30 protein-coding genes are annotated in these 18081 nt (G+C 64.5%); all 30 read right to left on the bottom strand.

What is annotated here, in order from left to right:
• Window positions 1-59: 59 nt before the first annotated feature.
• A complete protein-coding gene (locus AC1RNP_RS07825; RefSeq protein WP_493050697.1) occupies window positions 60-2918 on the bottom strand; it encodes a type 2 lanthipeptide synthetase LanM family protein in 2859 nt (952 codons plus the stop codon).
• A 75-nt stretch (window positions 2919-2993) separates the two neighbouring features.
• A complete protein-coding gene (locus AC1RNP_RS07820; RefSeq protein ID WP_493050695.1) occupies window positions 2994-3149 on the bottom strand; it encodes a hypothetical protein in 156 nt (51 codons plus the stop codon).
• Between the two features lie 273 nt (window positions 3150-3422).
• A complete protein-coding gene (rplQ, locus tag AC1RNP_RS07815) occupies window positions 3423-3788 on the bottom strand; it encodes a 50S ribosomal protein L17 (protein ID WP_226470167.1) in 366 nt (121 codons plus the stop codon).
• A 27-nt stretch (window positions 3789-3815) separates the two neighbouring features.
• Window positions 3816-4814 (bottom strand): DNA-directed RNA polymerase subunit alpha, encoded by a 999-nt coding sequence (locus tag AC1RNP_RS07810; RefSeq protein WP_226470168.1) that lies wholly within the window; start codon window positions 4812-4814, stop codon window positions 3816-3818.
• A 164-nt stretch (window positions 4815-4978) separates the two neighbouring features.
• Window positions 4979-5608, bottom strand: a complete 630-nt coding sequence (gene rpsD, locus AC1RNP_RS07805) for a 30S ribosomal protein S4 (RefSeq protein ID WP_226470169.1) — start codon at window positions 5606-5608, stop codon at window positions 4979-4981.
• A 14-nt stretch (window positions 5609-5622) separates the two neighbouring features.
• Complete coding sequence (gene rpsK / locus AC1RNP_RS07800; protein WP_226470170.1) at window positions 5623-6015, bottom strand: 30S ribosomal protein S11; 393 nt, start codon at window positions 6013-6015, stop codon at window positions 5623-5625.
• Between the two features lie 13 nt (window positions 6016-6028).
• Complete coding sequence (gene rpsM, locus AC1RNP_RS07795) at window positions 6029-6385, bottom strand: 30S ribosomal protein S13 (RefSeq protein WP_226470171.1); 357 nt, start codon at window positions 6383-6385, stop codon at window positions 6029-6031.
• A gap of 357 nt (window positions 6386-6742) precedes the next feature.
• Window positions 6743-8110: a preprotein translocase subunit SecY gene (secY, locus tag AC1RNP_RS07790; RefSeq protein WP_493050693.1), complete on the bottom strand. Its 1368-nt coding sequence runs from the start codon at window positions 8108-8110 to the stop codon at window positions 6743-6745.
• A gap of 7 nt (window positions 8111-8117) precedes the next feature.
• On the bottom strand, window positions 8118-8552 hold the full coding sequence (gene rplO / locus AC1RNP_RS07785; protein WP_493050692.1) for a 50S ribosomal protein L15: 435 nt from the start codon (window positions 8550-8552) through the stop codon (window positions 8118-8120).
• Window positions 8553-8556: 4 nt separating this feature from the next.
• Window positions 8557-8760, bottom strand: a complete 204-nt coding sequence (rpmD, locus tag AC1RNP_RS07780) for a 50S ribosomal protein L30 (protein WP_493050691.1) — start codon at window positions 8758-8760, stop codon at window positions 8557-8559.
• A complete protein-coding gene (gene rpsE / locus AC1RNP_RS07775; RefSeq protein WP_493050690.1) occupies window positions 8753-9298 on the bottom strand; it encodes a 30S ribosomal protein S5 in 546 nt (181 codons plus the stop codon). The genes rpmD and rpsE overlap by 8 nt, the downstream gene beginning before the upstream one ends.
• A gap of 158 nt (window positions 9299-9456) precedes the next feature.
• Window positions 9457-9810: a 50S ribosomal protein L18 gene (rplR, locus tag AC1RNP_RS07770; RefSeq protein ID WP_226470175.1), complete on the bottom strand. Its 354-nt coding sequence runs from the start codon at window positions 9808-9810 to the stop codon at window positions 9457-9459.
• 45 nt (window positions 9811-9855) lie between these two features.
• Window positions 9856-10383, bottom strand: a complete 528-nt coding sequence (gene rplF / locus AC1RNP_RS07765; protein WP_493050689.1) for a 50S ribosomal protein L6 — start codon at window positions 10381-10383, stop codon at window positions 9856-9858.
• A 16-nt stretch (window positions 10384-10399) separates the two neighbouring features.
• Window positions 10400-10795 carry a 30S ribosomal protein S8 gene (gene rpsH, locus AC1RNP_RS07760; RefSeq protein WP_226470177.1) on the bottom strand — a complete coding sequence of 132 codons (396 nt, stop codon included), beginning with the start codon at window positions 10793-10795 and terminating at the stop codon, window positions 10400-10402.
• 64 nt (window positions 10796-10859) lie between these two features.
• Window positions 10860-11165: a 30S ribosomal protein S14 gene (gene rpsN / locus AC1RNP_RS07755; RefSeq protein WP_226470178.1), complete on the bottom strand. Its 306-nt coding sequence runs from the start codon at window positions 11163-11165 to the stop codon at window positions 10860-10862.
• Window positions 11166-11183: 18 nt separating this feature from the next.
• Window positions 11184-11726 (bottom strand): 50S ribosomal protein L5, encoded by a 543-nt coding sequence (gene rplE / locus AC1RNP_RS07750; protein WP_493050688.1) that lies wholly within the window; start codon window positions 11724-11726, stop codon window positions 11184-11186.
• 11 nt (window positions 11727-11737) lie between these two features.
• A complete protein-coding gene (gene rplX, locus AC1RNP_RS07745; protein ID WP_493050687.1) occupies window positions 11738-12055 on the bottom strand; it encodes a 50S ribosomal protein L24 in 318 nt (105 codons plus the stop codon).
• Between the two features lie 28 nt (window positions 12056-12083).
• Window positions 12084-12452, bottom strand: a complete 369-nt coding sequence (gene rplN / locus AC1RNP_RS07740; protein WP_146387447.1) for a 50S ribosomal protein L14 — start codon at window positions 12450-12452, stop codon at window positions 12084-12086.
• A gap of 14 nt (window positions 12453-12466) precedes the next feature.
• Window positions 12467-12733: a 30S ribosomal protein S17 gene (gene rpsQ / locus AC1RNP_RS07735; RefSeq protein ID WP_226470181.1), complete on the bottom strand. Its 267-nt coding sequence runs from the start codon at window positions 12731-12733 to the stop codon at window positions 12467-12469.
• A gap of 12 nt (window positions 12734-12745) precedes the next feature.
• Window positions 12746-12934, bottom strand: a complete 189-nt coding sequence (rpmC, locus tag AC1RNP_RS07730) for a 50S ribosomal protein L29 (RefSeq protein WP_493050686.1) — start codon at window positions 12932-12934, stop codon at window positions 12746-12748.
• Entirely contained in the window at window positions 12934-13347 is a 414-nt protein-coding gene (gene rplP, locus AC1RNP_RS07725) for a 50S ribosomal protein L16 (protein WP_493050685.1), read from the bottom strand. The genes rpmC and rplP overlap by 1 nt, the downstream gene beginning before the upstream one ends.
• Before the next feature lie 2 nt (window positions 13348-13349).
• Window positions 13350-14135, bottom strand: a complete 786-nt coding sequence (gene rpsC / locus AC1RNP_RS07720; RefSeq protein ID WP_493050684.1) for a 30S ribosomal protein S3 — start codon at window positions 14133-14135, stop codon at window positions 13350-13352.
• A 2-nt stretch (window positions 14136-14137) separates the two neighbouring features.
• On the bottom strand, window positions 14138-14458 hold the full coding sequence (gene rplV, locus AC1RNP_RS07715) for a 50S ribosomal protein L22 (protein ID WP_493050989.1): 321 nt from the start codon (window positions 14456-14458) through the stop codon (window positions 14138-14140).
• Between the two features lie 82 nt (window positions 14459-14540).
• Window positions 14541-14810, bottom strand: a complete 270-nt coding sequence (gene rpsS, locus AC1RNP_RS07710; RefSeq protein ID WP_226470185.1) for a 30S ribosomal protein S19 — start codon at window positions 14808-14810, stop codon at window positions 14541-14543.
• 6 nt (window positions 14811-14816) lie between these two features.
• On the bottom strand, window positions 14817-15644 hold the full coding sequence (gene rplB / locus AC1RNP_RS07705) for a 50S ribosomal protein L2 (RefSeq protein WP_493050683.1): 828 nt from the start codon (window positions 15642-15644) through the stop codon (window positions 14817-14819).
• Window positions 15645-15655: 11 nt separating this feature from the next.
• Window positions 15656-15949 (bottom strand): 50S ribosomal protein L23, encoded by a 294-nt coding sequence (gene rplW / locus AC1RNP_RS07700; RefSeq protein ID WP_493050682.1) that lies wholly within the window; start codon window positions 15947-15949, stop codon window positions 15656-15658.
• Window positions 15946-16551, bottom strand: coding sequence for a 50S ribosomal protein L4 (gene rplD, locus AC1RNP_RS07695; RefSeq protein WP_493050681.1), 606 nt, complete (start codon window positions 16549-16551; stop codon window positions 15946-15948). Before rplD ends, rplW begins: the two co-directional genes overlap by 4 nt.
• A 2-nt stretch (window positions 16552-16553) precedes the next feature.
• Window positions 16554-17210, bottom strand: a complete 657-nt coding sequence (gene rplC, locus AC1RNP_RS07690; RefSeq protein ID WP_493050680.1) for a 50S ribosomal protein L3 — start codon at window positions 17208-17210, stop codon at window positions 16554-16556.
• A gap of 10 nt (window positions 17211-17220) precedes the next feature.
• Window positions 17221-17532, bottom strand: coding sequence for a 30S ribosomal protein S10 (gene rpsJ, locus AC1RNP_RS07685; RefSeq protein WP_005408208.1), 312 nt, complete (start codon window positions 17530-17532; stop codon window positions 17221-17223).
• Between the two features lie 470 nt (window positions 17533-18002).
• On the bottom strand, window positions 18003-18081 hold a 79-nt coding region (locus tag AC1RNP_RS07680), incomplete at its 5' end, for an EF-Tu C-terminal domain-related protein (protein WP_454651434.1).

Below are 18081 nucleotides of genomic sequence, written 5' to 3'. Positions count from 1 at the left end.
ACATAGCAAAACCAAAGACGGGTGGCGGCAATCTCAGCGATCGACATCGCGCCACCGGATCACGTCGGTGCGACACCGAGGGACAAGCTCAGCACCGCGGGGACGTGCCACGGATCGGCGAGACGCAGGCATCCGTAAACAATGCCAGCCAGACCGACCATCAATCCCAACGGAAGTTCCGCGATCGAGCGTCCACCGCAGCGCCAACCCATCTCGTGCGACTGCTCGACCAGCCCACGTCCGTGAGCGCGGCAGCGCGCCAGCATCGCGGCATCGCGCGCTTGGACAGCCCATTGCAGCGGTAATTCCAGATTGCCGAGCTGGCCGTGGCACAGGCAGTGTCCGCCCACGAAACCTTCCGCCAGCGTCTTCTCGACGCAACAAAGCGTTTCCTCGTGCCATGCGGCATCGCGCAAGGACTGCGGCCACAGCAGTCGCGCCAGGCCGACGCCCGGCGCGCCGTGGCACCAGGAATAGGTATCGCCCTGCCCGTCTTCGTCAGGACCATCATTGAGGTCGTACCAGCGCCGGCCCCGCGCTTCGTGCGCTGCGCGCTCGTAGCGCAACGCATCCATGGCGAGCGCGAGACAGCGCGCATCGCCTCGCGCATGCGCGTAGCGCGCGAGCGCCGCGCCGATGCCTGCGCTGCCATGCGCGAAGCCGCTCAGACGGCGCCCCAATGCCGCGGGACACGGCCAGTGAACGCCATCGGCATCGCGTTGCGCCGTTTCAACCAGTCGCGTCGCACATGCGGCCATCGCCGCCGTGACCTCGGCGCCCGGCCTGCAGCGTTGCATCTCCGACAGCACCAGCAGGCAGCCACCCGCACCGCCGATGAGATCGAGCGCATCGTCGTCCGCGATGCGTTCGGCGATGCGCGGCAGCCAATCCACCGCTTCGTCGATCAGATCCGAACGCCGCCAGCGCATGCCCGCCGCGAGCAACACGTAGAGCCACCCGCTCAGGCCGATGTAAGGGCCGATCGCGGTCATCGTCTTGGGATCATCGCGCAGCATGCGCCGGCTGGATTCGAGCGCGGCCTCCGCCGCGCGGGTGAAGCGCGCCAATCCGCTCTGCACGCCCAGTTCGCCGAACAACAACATCATGCCCGTCAAACCTTCATAGAGCGTGGCGCCCATCGCGGCGATCACCGGCTGCGGGCTGTCGTGGTATTCCGGCTGGAAGAAGACGATCTCGCCGCGATCGCGGAACGACAGGCGCAGCAGTTCATCGCCGAGCGCGATCGCCGTATCGAGGAAGATCCCATCGTCGGCGCGCAGAGGGACATTGACTGAACGCGGCTCCGCCGCATTTTTTCCCGCCACAACTGCCGGCCGGATGCTTTCCAGCGATTGCCCCAGCGCGTAGCGCTGCCGTTCCAGATCGCGCGGCGACAGTCCACGCAGCCGGCGCCGTGTTTCATTCCAGCCGGAACGAACGAACAGCCTCGGAACAACATGCCCATCACCATCCCGCACGTCGGTGCCGTCGACGCGTATGCGGAATCTCGGCACATCCCCGCGCAGCAGTGCCTCGCGCTCAAGGGCCTGCGTTCGCGTCAGGAACGGCCACTCCCGGCTGCCGACTTCCAGCCGCGACAACACCTCGTCCCGCTCGGCTTCCGAACGCAAGTACTGCGGGTGTGACATCGCGTTCAACAGGCGTGCGTAGATGTGCGTGGAACGCACCAGCGCGCGTGTTTCCAGGCGCGCGAACGGCGCCAGCGGGCCGTTTTCCTCGCACAGGCGCGGCTTCAGCGCGAGCAGGCCGCGATAGGTGTCCTCGAATCCCGAAACCATCGCGCCGGCATGCTCATGTGGCGCGATCCTGGTTCCATCGACTAGGAACGGCAGATTCGCGCTCGGCTGCGTCATCGTTTCCGTGGGCGAGAGACGCAGCTGATCCGTTCCCTCACCCGTTACCTGCCGCACCGTGCGGCGATGTTCGCCCCAGGCCAGGCCGCTCATGTCATGGGCATCGGGATCGTTGCGCTCGAACGGCAGCAGGCCGGAAAACAGGATCGAGGGCGCATGCGGCGGATGGCGGCCGGTCACCGGTCCTCGCCGGCTGAGCCAGGGCTGGAACACGGTTTCCAGATCGATCAGCACCGGATATTCGCCGCAGGCGATGACGTTCTCCAGATGCAGATCGGTGCAGCTCAGCAGATAGGCGATCGCGACCAATCCGCCGTAGCGGCGATAGTAGCGGCCCGCCGCGCCGACATCGGCCAACGGCGCATGTTCGATCCATTGTGCGTACCCGTAATCGCCGCGATCGAGCGTCGTCGCCGCCTTTTGCAACGGCTCGACGCCCTGCTCCGCCAGCTCGGCGAGAAAACGCGCATACGCCACATCCATCGCCAGCGAGCGCGGCTTGTAGAGCATGCGTCCCGCCTCGAAGCGCAACCGCACCACGCTGCCGCCGTGATCGTGGCGATCCCCCAAGCCTGTCGCGAATGCACACAGCCGCCCGGGCGTGTCCGCATCGGTGAGCAGCGGCGCCAATCGCGGATAGTCGTCGACCAGCTGTTGCAGGAGCCGGGCAAGGAAGTGTTCGGTCTGCGTTGCTTGTCGAATGATGTCCGCCTGCAGCAACGGATACCTGGCATCGAACGCGCGACGGCCAGCCGCGCTGTCGATCCACTCGAGGAAATGTTGGAAACGCTGCTCCGGCGTTTCGCCTTGCAGCGCTTGCTGATGCCGTGCGATCGCCAGCTCCAGCAATAGCGTGCGGCAGCTCCATGAAAGCGCGGGTTCCGCGAAGGCATCCGCGATCGCGTGTCGCAATTGATCGAAATCGAAGCGATCCGGCCGGCGTCGTGCCACCGATGCCCACTGCGCCAGCGCGCGTCCGCGCATGGGTGCGAGCATTGGTTCCGCCCAGCGCAGCAGCGGCTTCAGCGCCGTGTCGTCAGCCATGTTTCACGAGGATGCTTACGAAGCGGCCCCTCTCCCGTTGCGGGAGAAGGGCCGCCAGATCCCGCATCGCGAATCTCAATCGCAGAAGATACAGGTGCGCCAGCAGGTGTTGGCCGTGGCCATGTTGCCGGCCTTGTCCACCAGCTTGTCGTCGTTGAGGTCGGCCGCGCCGATGCTCTCGCTCAGCAGCTGGTCGAAGACCTCCTGGGAGATTTCCGAATTCGTAAGCATGTTAAAGACTCTCCAATTGATTGCGTCGTAACGCGTAAGGGCGGTCTTCTCGATTGCTCCTTGTCGCGCATCCGCCTGCATGCGCCAACCCGGTTCGAAGGCGGCGTTCTATCACGGCTGCGGTTAGGGGACGGTAATGCCCGCGTGGCGAACGTCACAAACAAAAACCCCGGCACATGGCCGGGGCTTTGTTTTTTGCTCGTTGAAGGCCTGGTCATCGAGCCGCGCCGTCAGCGTGGCGAAGTAACCGGGCTCCCGCGGCAGGATCCGCAATTACGCCTGCGGACGATCTACCAGTTCAACATAGGCCATCGGCGCATTGTCGCCGTCGCGGAAACCGCACTTGAGGATGCGCAGGTAGCCGCCCGGACGCTCGGCATAACGCGGGCCGAGCTTGGTGAACAGGTTACCGACAGCTTCCTTGTCGCGCAAACGCGAGAAGGCCAGGCGGCGGTTGGCGACGCCGTCACGCTTGGCGAGCGTGATCAGCGGCTCGGCGACGCGGCGGAGTTCCTTCGCCTTGGGCAGCGTGGTGCGGATCAGCTCGTGCTTGAACAGCGAGGCGGCCATGTTGGTGAACATCGCATCGCGGTGTGCGCTGGTGCGGCTGAATTTGCGTCCGGATTTCTGGTGGCGCATGGTCGTGATTCCTGATGAATTTTTTACTTAGCCGAGCATGCCGTGAGCCGACACACCGGCAGGCGGCCAGTTCTCGAGCTTCATGCCGAGTGAAAGGCCACGCTGGGCGAGGACTTCCTTGATTTCGGTCAGCGACTTCTTGCCGAGGTTCGGGGTCTTGAGCAGTTCCACTTCGGTCTTCTGGATCAGATCGCCGATGTAGTAGATGCTCTCGGCCTTGAGGCAGTTGGCCGAACGCACGGTCAGTTCGAGGTCGTCGATCGGGCGGAGCAGGATCGGGTCGACGCCGGCGGTGGCGGGCTTGGCGGCGCCGCGATCGCGGTGCGTAAAGTCGCCGAACACCGACAGCTGGTCGGTGAGGATGTCGGCGGCGGTGCGCACGGCTTCCTCGGCGTCGATCGTGCCGTTGGTTTCGATATCGAGCACGAGCTTGTCGAGGTCGGTGCGCTGTTCCACGCGCGCGGCTTCGACTTCATAGGCGACGCGGCGCACGGGCGAGAACGAGGCGTCCAGCATCAAACGGCCGATCGCGCGGGTTTCTTCGTCCGGACGACGACGGGCGGCGGCCGGCTGGTAGCCGAAACCGCGCTCGATCTTCAGGCGCATGTTGATCGACGCATCCTTGGTGAGATGGCAGATCACGTGCTCGCCGTTGAGGATCTCGACGTTGTGGTCGGTCTTGATGTCGGCGGCGGTCACCACGCCCGGACCCGACTTGCTCAGGGTCAGCGTGGAGCTGTCGCCGGTGCCCATGCGGATGGCGATGTCCTTCAGGTTGAGCAGGACCTCGAGCACATCCTCCTGCAGGCCTTCGATGGTGCTGTATTCGTGCAGGACGCCGTCGATCTCGACCTCGGTGATCGCGAAGCCGGGGATGGACGACAGCAGCACGCGCCGCAGCGCGTTGCCGAGGGTGTGACCGTAGCCGCGCTCGAGCGGTTCGATCACGACCTTCGCACGGTTGCCGGCGAGACGTTCGATCTGGGGGCCGCGGGGGCGCAGGACCTGGTTGGCATTAGCCGTCATGTTTGTGATTTCTCCTGCGGTGAACCATCGGGCTGGGGGTGCCGATGGCTTGGCGTTACGCTTTTTGGCGCTCCCTCCGGAAGGGAGCGGCCGACGCGCATCGCACGTCGGCCTGGTCCGTGGGCGGTTCCGTCGTTACCGGGGCGGAACGCCCTCAACACCGATTACTTCGAGTACAGCTCGACGATCAGCGCTTCGTTGATGTCGGCCGGCAGATCGCCGCGATCCGGCACCGCCTTGAACACGCCGCTGAACTTCTTCGCGTCGACCTCGACCCACGACGGCGTCAGGTCCATCGTGGAGGAAACCGTCAGGGACTCCTGCACGCGAAGCTGCTTCTGCGCACGCTCGGACAGCGCGATCGCATCACCGGCCTTGACCTGGTACGACGGCAGGTTGACGAACTTGCCGTTGACCGTGACGCCGCGGTGCGAAACCAGCTGGCGCGCCGCCGGACGCGTGACCGCGAAGCCCATGCGATAGACGACGTTGTCCAGGCGGGTTTCCAGCATCTGCAACAGGGTTTCGCCGGTGTTGCCCTTCTTCGTCGAAGCCTTCTTGTAGTAGTTGCGGAACTGGCGTTCCAGCAGACCGTAGATGCGCTTGACCTTCTGCTTCTCGCGCAGCTGGGTGGCGTAGTCGGACAGCTTGCCCTTGCGGGCGGTGGCGCCGTGCTGGCCGGGTTTCTGCTCGAGCTTGCACTTGGAGTCCAGCGCGCGGGCCGGACTCTTCAGCGAGAGGTCAGTGCCTTCGCGGCGAGCGAGCTTACAGGTGGGACCGATATAACGAGCCATTCTTCTTCAGCTCCTCAGACGCGACGCTTCTTCGGCGGACGGCACCCGTTGTGCGGGATTGGCGTCACGTCGATGATGTTGGTGATCTTGTAGCCGACGTTGTTGAGCGAACGTACGGCCGATTCGCGGCCCGGACCCGGGCCCTTGATGCGCACTTCCAGCGACTTCACGCCGTAATCGAGCGCGGCCTTGCCGGCCTTCTCGGCGGCGACCTGGGCGGCGAACGGGGTGGACTTGCGCGAGCCGCGGAAACCCGCGCCGCCCGAAGTCGCCCACGACAGCGCGTTGCCCTGGCGGTCGGTGATCGTGACGATGGTGTTGTTGAAAGAAGCGTGGACGTGGGCGACGCCGTCGGTGACGACGCGCTTGATCTTCTTCTTGGTCTTGGCTGCTGCCGGCTTGGCCATGGTTGTCTACCCCTTACTTCTTGATGGCCTTGCGCGGACCCTTGCGGGTACGGGCATTGGTCCGGGTGCGCTGGCCGCGCAGCGGCAGGCCGCGGCGGTGACGGAGGCCGCGATAGCAGGCCAGGTCCATCAGACGCTTGATGGCGATGCCGACCTCACGGCGGAGGTCGCCCTCGACCACGAACTTGCCGACTTCGGCGCGCAGGCGCTCGACTTCCGGCTCGGACAGGTCGCGGATCTTGGTGTTCGAGGACACGCCCGCGGATTCGCAGACCTGCTTCGAACGGGTACGGCCGATGCCGTAGATGCTTTGCAGCCCGACCCAGACGTGTTTCTGGGCAGGCAGGTTGACACCTGCAATACGCGCCATGCGCGGATCTCCAACTGGTTTGGCGGCCGGGTATCCGGGGGAATCCGGAATCCGACGCAGTGAACACGAAATTCTAACAGGGTCTCGGCTTCTTAGGAAGCCCCGGGCGGCAAGCCACCCATGGACTCCGGCATGGGGAGTGTGCCCATGCTCCGGCGACGGACCCTTGCTGGGCGAGGCCCCGGTTACCCGGGTTCCCGCCCGCCCCTCGCCACTCAAGCGCGGGGACTGGCATCGGCCCACCCGCGCACGAGACCGCCGCGCGAGTCGCCCATCTGTTTCTCCCCGAGGTTGTGGGAGAAACCGTTGTTCTTCACGCCGCCGCCCCATTCATGCGGGCGCCGGCGGTTCAATCCTTCAGCTCCGCGAGAGTCCTCGCGTGCCGCCCTTCAGGTTCGCCTTCTTCAGCAGGCTTTCGTACTGGTGCGACATCAGATGCGCCTGGATCTGGGCGATGAAGTCCATCACCACCACCACCACGATCAGCAGCGAGGTGCCGCCGAACGAGAACGAGGTGCCCAGCTTGGTGCGCATCACTTCCGGCAGCAGGCAGACCAGCACCAGGTAGATCGCGCCGGCGGCGGTCAGCCGCGTCAGCACGCCGTCGATGTAGTCGGCCGTGGCCTTGCCCGGACGGATGCCCGGAATCAGCGCGCCGGATTTCTTCAGGTTGTCCGCGGTTTCCTGCGAGTTGAAGACCAGCGCGGTATAGAAGAACGCGAAGCCCGCGATCAGCACCGCGAACAGGATCATGTGCAGCGGCTCGCCCGGGGCCAGCATCTGGCTGATCTTCTGCAAGGTCAGCTGCAGGCCGCCCGTGGCGCTCTGGCTGCCGAACCAGGTGGTGATCGTCGAGGGGAACATGATGATCGACGACGCGAAGATCGCCGGGATCACGCCCGACATGTTGAGCTTCAGCGGCAGGAACGAACTCTGGTTCATGTACGCGCTGCGGCCACCCTGGCGGCGCGCGTAGTTCACCGTGATGCGGCGCTGACCGCGCTCGACGAACACTACGAAGAAGGTGAAGGCCAGCACGATGGCCACGATCATGATCACCGAGATCGGGCTCATGTCGCCGTTGCGCGCCTGCTCGATGGTGTTGAGCACCGCGCCCGGCAAGCCAGCCACGATGCCGGCGAAGATGATCAGCGACACGCCGTTGCCGACGCCGCGCTCGGTCACCTGCTCGCCCAGCCACATCAGGAACATCGTGCCCGCGGTCAGTGCGACCACGGCCGTCAGCACGAAGCCGATGCCGGGCGTGTAGACCGCCTGCACGCCGGTGCCGGCGCCGCTCTGCAGCGCGGTGGCGATGCCGGCCGCCTGGAAGACCGCCAGCGGGATCGCGCCGATGCGCGACCACTGGGTGATGCGGCGGCGTCCGGACTCGCCTTCCTTCTGGATCGCCTTCAGGCTCGGCACGATCTGCACCAGCAGCTGCACGATGATCGAGGCCGAGATGTACGGCACCACGTTCAGCGCAAACAGGCTGAAGCGCTGCAGGGCGCCACCGGAGAACATGTTGAACATGTCCACGATGGTGCCCTTCTGCTGCTCCATCAGCTGCAGCATGGCGTCCGGGTTCACACCCGGGACGGGGATGTAGCAGCCGATGCGATAGACGATCAGCGCGCCCAGCACGAACAGCAAGCGCTGGCGCAGCTCGGTGAATTTGCCCAAGCCGCCGCCGATCCCGGCCATCGCACTGCTGCTGCGTGACATGCCTTGCTTACTCCTCGATCTGGCCGCCGGCCGCTTCGATCGCCGCGCGCGCACCGGCCGTGGCCAGCACGCCCTTCAGCACGAGCTTCTTGGAAACGTCGCCCTTCTTGACGATCTTGGCGCGCTTGGCCGTCGCCGGCACCAGCTTGGCCGCACGCAGCGCGGCGAAATCGACCGTGCCCTCGAGCGAATCGAGCTGATACAGCATGACCTGCGCGGTATCGTTCTTCAGCTTCGAACGGAAGCCGACCTTCGGCAGACGCTTGCGCAGCGGCATCTGGCCGCCTTCGAAGCCGGCCTTGATCTTGCCCTTGCCCGCGCGCGCGAACGAACCCTTGTGACCGCGACCCGCGGTCTTGCCGAGACCGGAGCCGATGCCGCGACCGACGCGGACGCGCTCGGTGCGGGCGCCTTCGGCCGGCTTGAGAGTGTTGAGCTTCATGTGATTACTCCTCGACCTGCACCAGGTAGTGCACCTTGTTGATCAGGCCACGCACCTGCGGGCTGTCTTTCAGCTCGCGGACGTCGTTGAGTTTGTTGAGGCCGAGCGCCTTCACCGACAGGCGATGACGCGCCTGCGAACCGCGCAGGCCCTTGACCAGACGCACCTTGACGGTGCCGCCGCTGTTGGCTTCGTTCTTCTTAGCCATGGACGATGTCCTCCACCTTCTTGCCGCGCTTGGCCGCGATCTTGCTCGGCGAATGCATCGCCTCCAGACCCTTGACCGTCGCACGAACGAGGTTGATGGGATTGCGCGAACCGACCGCCTTGGCCAGCACGTTCTTCACGCCGACCGCTTCCAGCACGGCGCGCATCGCGCCGCCGGCGATCACGCCGGTACCTTCGGAAGCCGGCTGCATGAACACGCGGGCCGCGCCGTGGCCGGCCTTCACCTGATGCCACAACGTACCGTTGTTCAGGTCGACCGACGTCATGTTCTTGCGCGCGTATTCCATCGACTTCTGGATCGCGACCGGCACTTCGCGCGCCTTGCCGTAGCCGAAGCCGATCTTGCCGTCGCCGTCGCCCACCACCGTCAGCGCGGTGAAGGTGAACTGGCGGCCGCCCTTGACGGTCTTGCTGACGCGGTTGACCGCGATCAGCTTTTCGATCATGCCGTCGTCGATTTCCTCGCGGTCGCGGTTGCGATCACGATCGCGGCCCCGCGGTGCACGTTCTTCTGCCATTTCGATATCTCGGTTGTTGAGGAATTTGCGGCTTCGCCGCTTATGGTTGTGATATGTCGCGGATGTTTCACGGGACGGAGAACTCCGTACCGCGCCCGGCGCAGCCCGCGCCGGCGGGGGAGACTAGGCGTGGGGACGATGCCCCACGCCTTCAAGCCTTAGAACTGCAGACCGCCCTCGCGAGCGGCGTCGGCCAGCGCCTTGATGCGGCCGTGATAGCGGTAACCCGAGCGGTCGAACGCGACCTTCTCGATGCCGGCGGCCTTGGCCTTCTCGGCGATGATGCGACCGACCTTGGCGGCGGCTTCAGCGTTCTTGCCGTTCTTCAGGCCGTCGCGAACGTCGGCCTGCGTGGTGCTGGCCGCGGCCAGGACCTTGGAGCCGTCGGCGTTGAACAGCTGCGCATAGACGTGCTGGCCGGTGCGCAGCACCGACAGGCGCGGCACGCCGAGATTGCGGATGTGCGCACGGGTCGACTTGGCGCGGCGCAGGCGGGCGATTTTCTTTTCCATTGCTCTTATCCTCGAAAGCTGAAAGCGCGGGGCTCTTGTCGAGCGTTACGCCTTCTTGGCTTCCTTACGAATGATGTTTTCGCCGGCGTACTTCACACCCTTGCCCTTGTAGGGCTCCGGCGGACGGAACCCGCGGATCTTGGCGGCGACTTCACCGACGCGCTGCTTGTCGGCGCCGCTGACCACGATTTCGGTCTGGGTCGGCGTGGCGATGGTGATGCCTTCCGGGGCCTTGAACAGCACCGGGTGCGAAAAACCCAGCGACAGGTTCAGGTCCTTGCCCTGCATCGAGGCGCGGTAACCCACGCCCACCAGCTCGAGCTTGCGCTCGAAGCCGTCCGAGACACCCTTCACCATGTTGGCGAGGATGGCGCGCAGGGTGCCGGTGATGGCGTCATGCGACAGGTCGACCGGCGACAGGTTGGTGACGCCGTTCTCCTGCTTGAGTTCAACGCCGGCCGGCTTGGCGATCGACAGCGTGCCCTTCGGGCCCTTGACGCTGATGTTGTCGCCCTGGACGTTCAGTTCGACGCCCTTCGGCAGGGCGATCGGCTTCTTGGCTACACGAGACATTGTTCTGGACTCCTCGTTACGCCACGAAGCACAGGACTTCGCCACCGACGCCGTGCTGGCGCGCCTGCGCGTCGGTCATGATGCCCTTCGACGTGGAAATGATGGCGATGCCGAGGCCGTTGAGCACCTTCGGCAGCGCGTCCTTGCCGCGGTAGTTGCGCAGACCCGAGCGCGAAACGCGCTGCAGGCGCTCGATCACCGGACGGCCTTCGAAATACTTCAGCTCGATCTCGAGCTCGGCCTTGGCGCCGTTCTCGGTCACGCGCAGGTTGCCGATGTAGCCTTCGTCCTTGAGGACGTTGGCGATGGCCACCTTGGTCTTGGACGACGGCATCTTCACCGTCGGCTTGCCGACCGCGGCCGCATTCTTGATGCGGACCAGCATGTCGGCGATGGGATCAGTCATGCTCATTGAATATCACCTTTGAGTAGCACCGATATCCGCTTTCGCGAAAATCTTTGGGGTTGGAAAACTGTTACCAGGAAGCCTTGCGCAGGCCCGGCACATCGCCACGCATGGTGGCTTCGCGCAGCTTGTTGCGGCCCAGGCCGAACTTGCTGTACACCGCGCGCGGACGGCCGGTCAGGACGCAACGCGTGGTCTGGCGGGAAGGCGAGGAATCGCGCGGCAGCTTCTGCAGCTTGGTCGCGGCTTCCATCTTGTCTTCGTAGCTCGCCGTCTGGCTGTTGACGATCTTCTTCAGCGCGTCACGCTTGGCGGCGTACTTCTTTGCCAGCTTGGTCCGCTTGGTTTCGCGGTTGACCATGGAGGTCTTGGCCATTGTGTAGTCCTCGGATGATCAGTTGCGGAACGGGAAGCGGAAGGCTTCGAGCAGCGCCTTGGCTTCTTCGTTGGTGCGGGCCGTGGTCGTGATGGCGATATCCATGCCGCGGATCGCATCGACCTGGTCGAAGTCGATTTCCGGGAAGATGATCTGTTCCTTCACACCCATGTTGTAGTTGCCGCGACCGTCGAACGAACGACCGGACACACCACGGAAGTCGCGCACGCGCGGCAGCGAGATGTTGATCAGGCGGTCCAGGAACTCGTACATCTTGGCACGGCGCAGGGTGACCTTGCAGCCGATCGGCCAGCCGTCACGGATCTTGAACGAGGCCACCGAGATGCGCGACTTGGTCACCACCGGCTTCTGGCCGGCGATCTTGACCATGTCGGCAACGGCATTCTCGAGGATCTTCTTGTTGGCGGCAGCTTCGCCCACGCCCATGTTGAGCGTGATCTTGCTCAGGCGCGGCACCTGCATCGGATTGGTGTAGCCGAACTTCTCCATGAGCTTCGGCGCCACTTCTTCCTTGTAGAACTTTTCCAGACGGGTCGTCATTTCAGCATTCCTCAGGCGTCGATCGCCTCACCGCTCGAGCGGAACACGCGCAGTCGGCGTCCATCCTCGAGCACCTTGGTACCAATGCGCTCGCCCTTGCCCGAGGCAGGGTTGAACAGCATCACGTTGGAAACATGGATCGGCGACTCGCGCTCGATCACACCACCCGGCTGATTGATCTGCGGGTTCGGCTTGGTGTGGCGCTTGACGATGTTGACGTTCGACACGACGACCTTGTCGCCGAGCACGCGCACCACATCGCCCTTCTTGCCCTTGTCCTTGCCGGCGGTGACGATCACTTGATCGCCTTTCTTGATTCGATTGGCCATTGTCTTGTCCTCGGCTCGATACAGCTCGTTACAGCACTTCGGGTGCGAGCGAGACGATCTTCATGAACTTCTCGGAACGCAGCTCGCGGGTCACAGGCCCGAAGATGCGCGTGCCGATCGGCTCGTGCTTGTTGTTGAGCAGCACGGCGGCGTTGCCGTCGAAGCGGATCAGCGAACCGTCGGCACGACGCACGCCCTTGCGGGTGCGCACGACCACGGCGTCATAGACCTCGCCCTTCTTCACCTTGCCGCGCGGGATGGCGTCCTTCACCGACACTTTGATGATGTCGCCGATCGCGGCGTAACGGCGCTTGGAGCCGCCGAGCACCTTGATGCACATCACTTCCTTGGCGCCGGAGTTGTCTGCCACGTCGAGGTGGCTTTGCATCTGGATCATGGTCTGCCCTCCTCTTATTCAGCCGCGCGGGCGACGATCTCGACCACGCGCCAGTTCTTGGTCTTGGACATCGGCGCGATCTCGACCACGCGCACCGTGTCGCCTTCATTGCAGGCGTTGTCGGCGTCGTGGGCGTGCAGCTTGGTCGAGCGACGGATGTACTTGCCGTACAGCGCGTGCTTGACCTGACGCTCGACGAGCACCGTCACGGTCTTGTCCATCTTGTTGCTGACGACGCGGCCTTCGACCGTGCGCAGCTTCTTTTCGGTATTTTCGGTCATGTCAGCCATTCCTTACTTCTTGTTGCCGAGCAGGAAGCTCACACGCGCGATCTCGCGGCGCACCCGGCGGACGTCGTGGGTCTTGGCGAGCTGGCCGGTCACCTTCTGCATGCGCAGCGAGAACTGCTCTTTCTGCAGATCCAGCAGGTGGGCCTGCAGGTCGTCGGCGGACTTGCCGCGGAGTTCTTTGATCGTGCTCATCAGCGCACCGTCCGGGTCACGAATTGGGTGGTCACCGAGAGCTTGGCGGCGGCCAGGCGGAACGCCTCGCGCGCGGTTGCCTCATCGACGCCCTCGATTTCATAGATCATGCGGCCGGGCTGGATCTGCGCGACCCAGTACTCGACGTTGCCCTTACCGGAGCCCATTCGGACTTCGATCGGCTTCTTGGTGATCGGCTTGTCCGGGAACACGCGGATCCACATCTTGCCGCCACGCTTGACGTAACGGCTGATCGAACGTCGCGCGGCCTCGATCTGACGCGCGGTCAGCTGGCCGGTCTGCGTGGCCTTCAGGCCGTACTCGCCGAAGCTGACGGCATTGCCGTTCCACGACAGGCCGTCGTTACGGCCCTTGTGCATCTTGCGGAATTTGGTTCGCTTGGGTTGCAGCATGATTAGTCCCTCGCCTCGTCGCGACCGCCAGTGCGGTCTCCGCGATCGGCACGATCACCGCGCTCACGGCGCGGACCACGCGGACGCTCGCGGTCACCGCGATCGCCACGCTCGTTGCCGCGCGGCGTGTCGTCCTGCTTCTCCTGGCCGACCTGGGAGAAATCGAAGATCTCGCCCTTGTAGATCCAGGTCTTGATGCCGATGATGCCGTAGGTGGTCTTGGCTTCGGCGAAGCCGTAGTCGACGTCGGCGCGCAGCGTATGCAGCGGCACGCGGCCTTCGCGGTACCACTCGGAGCGGGCGATTTCCGCACCGTTCAAGCGGCCGGCGACGTTGACCTTGATGCCGAGCGCGCCCAGGCGCATCGCGTTGCCCACGGCGCGCTTCATCGCGCGGCGGAACATGATGCGGCGCTCGAGCTGCTGGGCGATCGATTCGGCCACCAGCTGCGCGTCGAGCTCGGGCTTACGCACTTCGGTGACATTGATGTGCGCCGGAACGCCCATCAGGTCGCTGACGTCCTTGCGCAGCTTCTCGATGTCCTCGCCACGCTTGCCGATCACCACGCCCGGACGGGCGGTGTGGATGGTCACGCGCGCGGTCTTGGCCGGACGCTCGATCAGGATCTTGCTGATCCCGGCGGCGGCCAGCTTCTTGCGCAGCATCTCGCGGACCTTGAGGTCGGCGGCGAGATAGGAGGCGTACTCCTTCTTGCCGGCGTACCACTTGGAGTTCCAGTCCTTGGCGATGCCGAGGCGAATACCCGTCGGATGAACTTTATGACCCATGATTACTTCCCTTCGCCGACGACGACGGTGATGTGGCTGGTGCGCTTGAGGATGCGCGTGCCGCGACCCTTGGCGCGGGCCATGAAGCGCTTCAGCGCCGGACCTTCGTCGATCGTGATCTTGGTGATCTTCAGCTCGTCGATGTCCGCACCGGCGTTGTTCTCGGCGTTGGCGATCGCCGACTCCACCACCTTCTTGATCAGGTGGGCGGCTTTCTTGTCAGAGAACTTCAGCAGGTTGACGGCGCGCTCGGCAGGCAGGCCACGCACCTGGTCGGCGACCAGACGGGCCTTCTGCGGCGAGATGCGCGCGGTCTTGAGGATCGACGTGCGCTTGTTGAGCTCGGTGCGCGCCCGCTTCTGCTCTTCGTGTTTTTCGCGAGTTGCCTTGTCCACGGTGCGCTCCTTACTTGCCGGCTTTCTTGTCGCCGCCGTGACCCTTGAACGTACGGGTCATGGCGAACTCGCCGAGTTTGTGGCCGACCATGTTCTCGTTGACGAGCACCGGAACGTGGTTCTTGCCGTTGTGTACGGCGATGGTGAAGCCCACCATCTCCGGCAGGATCATCGAACGCCGCGACCAGGTCTTGATCGGTCGCTTGCTGCTACCCGCCGCTTCCACCTTCTTGATCAGGTGGTGGTCGACGAACGGGCCCTTTTTCAGTGAACGTGCCATGGTCGATTAGCTCCTGCGGTCGCGCACGATGAACTGCTGCGTCCGCTTGTTCTTGCGGGTCTTGTAACCCTTGGTCGGCACGCCCCACGGCGTGACCGGATGCGGATTGCCCTGGCCGGCCTTGGCCTCACCACCACCGTGCGGGTGGTCGACCGGGTTCATGGCCGCACCGCGAACGGTCGGACGCACGCCGCGCCAACGCTTGGCGCCGGCCTTGCCGAGCTTCTCCAGGTTGTGCTCGTCGTTGCCGACTTCACCGATGGTGGCGCGGCACTCGGCCGGCACCTTGCGCATCTCGCCCGAACGCAGGCGGAGCAGCGCGTACACGCCTTCACGCGCGACCAGCTGCACCGCGGCGCCGGCGGCGCGCGCCAGCTGGGCGCCCTTGCCCGGCTTCATCTCGATGCAATGCACCGTGGAGCCGACCGGGATGTTGCGCAGCGGCAGGGTGTTGCCGGCGCGGATCGGGGCGTCATTGCCTGCGATCACCTGATCACCGGCCTTCAGGCCCTTCGGCGCGATGATGTAGCGGCGCTCACCGTCGACGTAGCACAGCAGCGCGATGTGCGCGGTGCGGTTGGGATCGTATTCGATCCGCTCCACGCGCGCCGGAATGCCTTCCTTGTCGCGCTTGAAGTCGACGATGCGGTAGTGCTGCTTGTGACCGCCGCCGATGTGGCGGGTGGTGATGCGGCCGTGGTGGTTGCGGCCGCCCGTCTTGCCCTGCTTCTCGAGCAGCGGCGCGTGCGGAGCACCCTTGTGCAAATCCGGCGTCACCACGCGGACCGCCGAACGGCGACCTGCGGAGGTGGGCTTGAATGTCATCAATGCCATGGATTAATTCCTCAGACCTTGGCCGTCATCACGTCGATCGACTGGCCTTCGGCCAGCTTCACGTACGCTTTGCGCCAGTCGCCGCGGCTGCCCTGACGGAAACGGAAGGACTTGTTCTTGCCCTTCACGTTGACCACGTTGACCGCCTCGACCTTGACGTCGAACAACTTCTCGATCGCGGTCTTGATATCGGCCTTGGTGGCCGTCTTCGCGACTTCGAAGGCGTATTGGTTGCTTTCCTGCATGCGCGCGGTCTTTTCGGACACGCGCGGCGCACGGATCACGCTGTAGAGATTGGCGCTCATGCCAGCCACTCCTCGATTTTCTTCACGGCATCGGCGGTGACCAGGACGCTGTCGGCGCCGACCAGGGCGACCGGATCCAGGCCCTGCACGTCGCGCACTTCCACATACGGCAGATTGCGCGCGGACAGGTACAGGTGCTCGGAGGCCTCCTCGGTCACGATCAGCGGACGCTGGCCGAGCTCGAGTTCCTTCAGCTTGGCGACCAGACCCTTGGTCTTGGTCTCGCCGATGTCGAACGCATCGACGACCTTCAGACGGCCCTGGCGGTTGAGCTCCGACAGGATCGCCGCGATCGCGGCGCGGTACTGCTTGCGGTTGACCTTCTGCTCGAAGCTGCGCGGCTTCGCGGCGAAGGTGACGCCGCCGCCGACGAAGATCGGCGCGGTCAGCGCACCGTGACGGGCACCGCCGCCCTTCTGCTTCTTCGACTTCTTGGTGGTGCCGTTGACTTCAGCGCGCGTCTTCTGCGCCTTGGTGCCGGCGCGACCCGCGTTGCGGTAGGCGACGACGACCTGGTGCACGAGGTCTTCGCTGAATTCACGACCAAAAACGGCGTCGGACACCGACAGCGTCTTCGAACTGTTGTTAATGGCGAGTTCCATCATCAAACTCCCTTGCTCGACGGACGCACGATCACGTCGCCGCCCGGCGCGCCCGGCACCGCGCCCTTGATTGCGATCAGGCCACGCTCGGCGTCGACCTTCACCACTTCCAGGCCCTGCGTGCTCTGCTGCACGGCGCCCATGTGGCCGGACATCTTCTTGCCCGGAAACACGCGACCCGGCGTCTGGCGCTGGCCGATCGAACCCGGCGAGCGGTGCGACAGCGAGTTACCGTGCGTGGCGTCGCCCATGCGGAAGTTCCAGCGCTTGATCGTGCCCTGGAAGCCCTTGCCCTTGGTCACGCCCTGGACGTCGACGATCTGGCCGACCTCGAAGATGTCGGCCTTGATCTCGCCGCCAATCTCGAAGTCGCCGATCTTGTCGGCTTCCACGCGCAGCTCCCACAGGCCACGGCCGGCTTCGACCTTCGCCTTGGCGAGATGGCCGGTTTCCGGCTTGTTGACCAGCGCGGCGCGGCGCACGCCCACGGTGACCTGCACGGCGCTGTAGCCGTCGGTATCGAGGGTCTTGATCTGGGTGATGCGGTTCGGGGTGGCCTCGATCAGAGTCACCGGCACGGACTTGCCGTCCTCGGTGAAGACGCGGCTCATGCCGGCCTTGCGACCGACCAGCCCCAACGAATATTTCTTCGCGGTCATGGTGGCGGCCTCAGGTCAGCTTGATCTGCACGTCGACGCCAGCCGCGAGTTCGAGCTTCATCAGCGCGTCCACGGTCTTGTCGTTGGGGTCGACGATGTCGAGCACGCGCTTGTGCGTGCGGGTTTCGTACTGGTCGCGCGCGTCCTTGTCGACGTGCGGGGACACCAGGACGGTGTAGCGTTCGATCTTGGTAGGCAGCGGGATCGGGCCGCGCACTTGCGCGCCGGTCCGCTTGGCCGTTTCGACGATCTCACTGGCCGAACGGTCGATCAGACGATGATCGAACGCCTTGAGCCGGATCCGGATCTTTTGGTCCGCCATGACGGAATTCCTAGGTTGAAAGAGCGACAGGCCTGGCGACTGGGTGCGCCGGACCCCGTTAAATCATTGACTTTCCGAGGAAAGTTCCCTCGGGAGTATCCTTTGCTTCCAAAAATCAAGGCAGGCCGATCGCTCGGCCCGCCCAGACGGAGAACTGCAAACGCGACAAAATGCCCCTGCCGACGATGTCCCGAAGAACTTCGGGACGGGCGGGGCTCCTGCCGCGTGACATTTTCCCTGTCTGGCGAAAACGAAGTGCTTCCTGCGCCCCATTTCGCGGTTTCCCGGGCCGCCAAAGGCGAATCGGGAAGTGGTCGAACATTATAGAGGGGCTTGAGCTGCTATTGCAAGCGTTTCGGCCCAACTCTTTTCTAACAAGCCCCTCTCCCACTGACGGGAGAGGGCCGAAGCTTATAAGGCAGCGGATCCCCCGCCTTCGCGGGGATGATTTTGGCCCCAAGGGCCAAACATCACTTGATGATCTTGGCCACCACGCCCGCGCCGACCGTGCGGCCGCCCTCGCGGATCGCGAAGCGAAGACCTTCGTCC

It is taken from the genome of Luteimonas sp. GW821-FHT14E02, from assembly GCF_058803905.1.
This window is presented reverse-complemented; position numbering and strand designations above follow the sequence as displayed.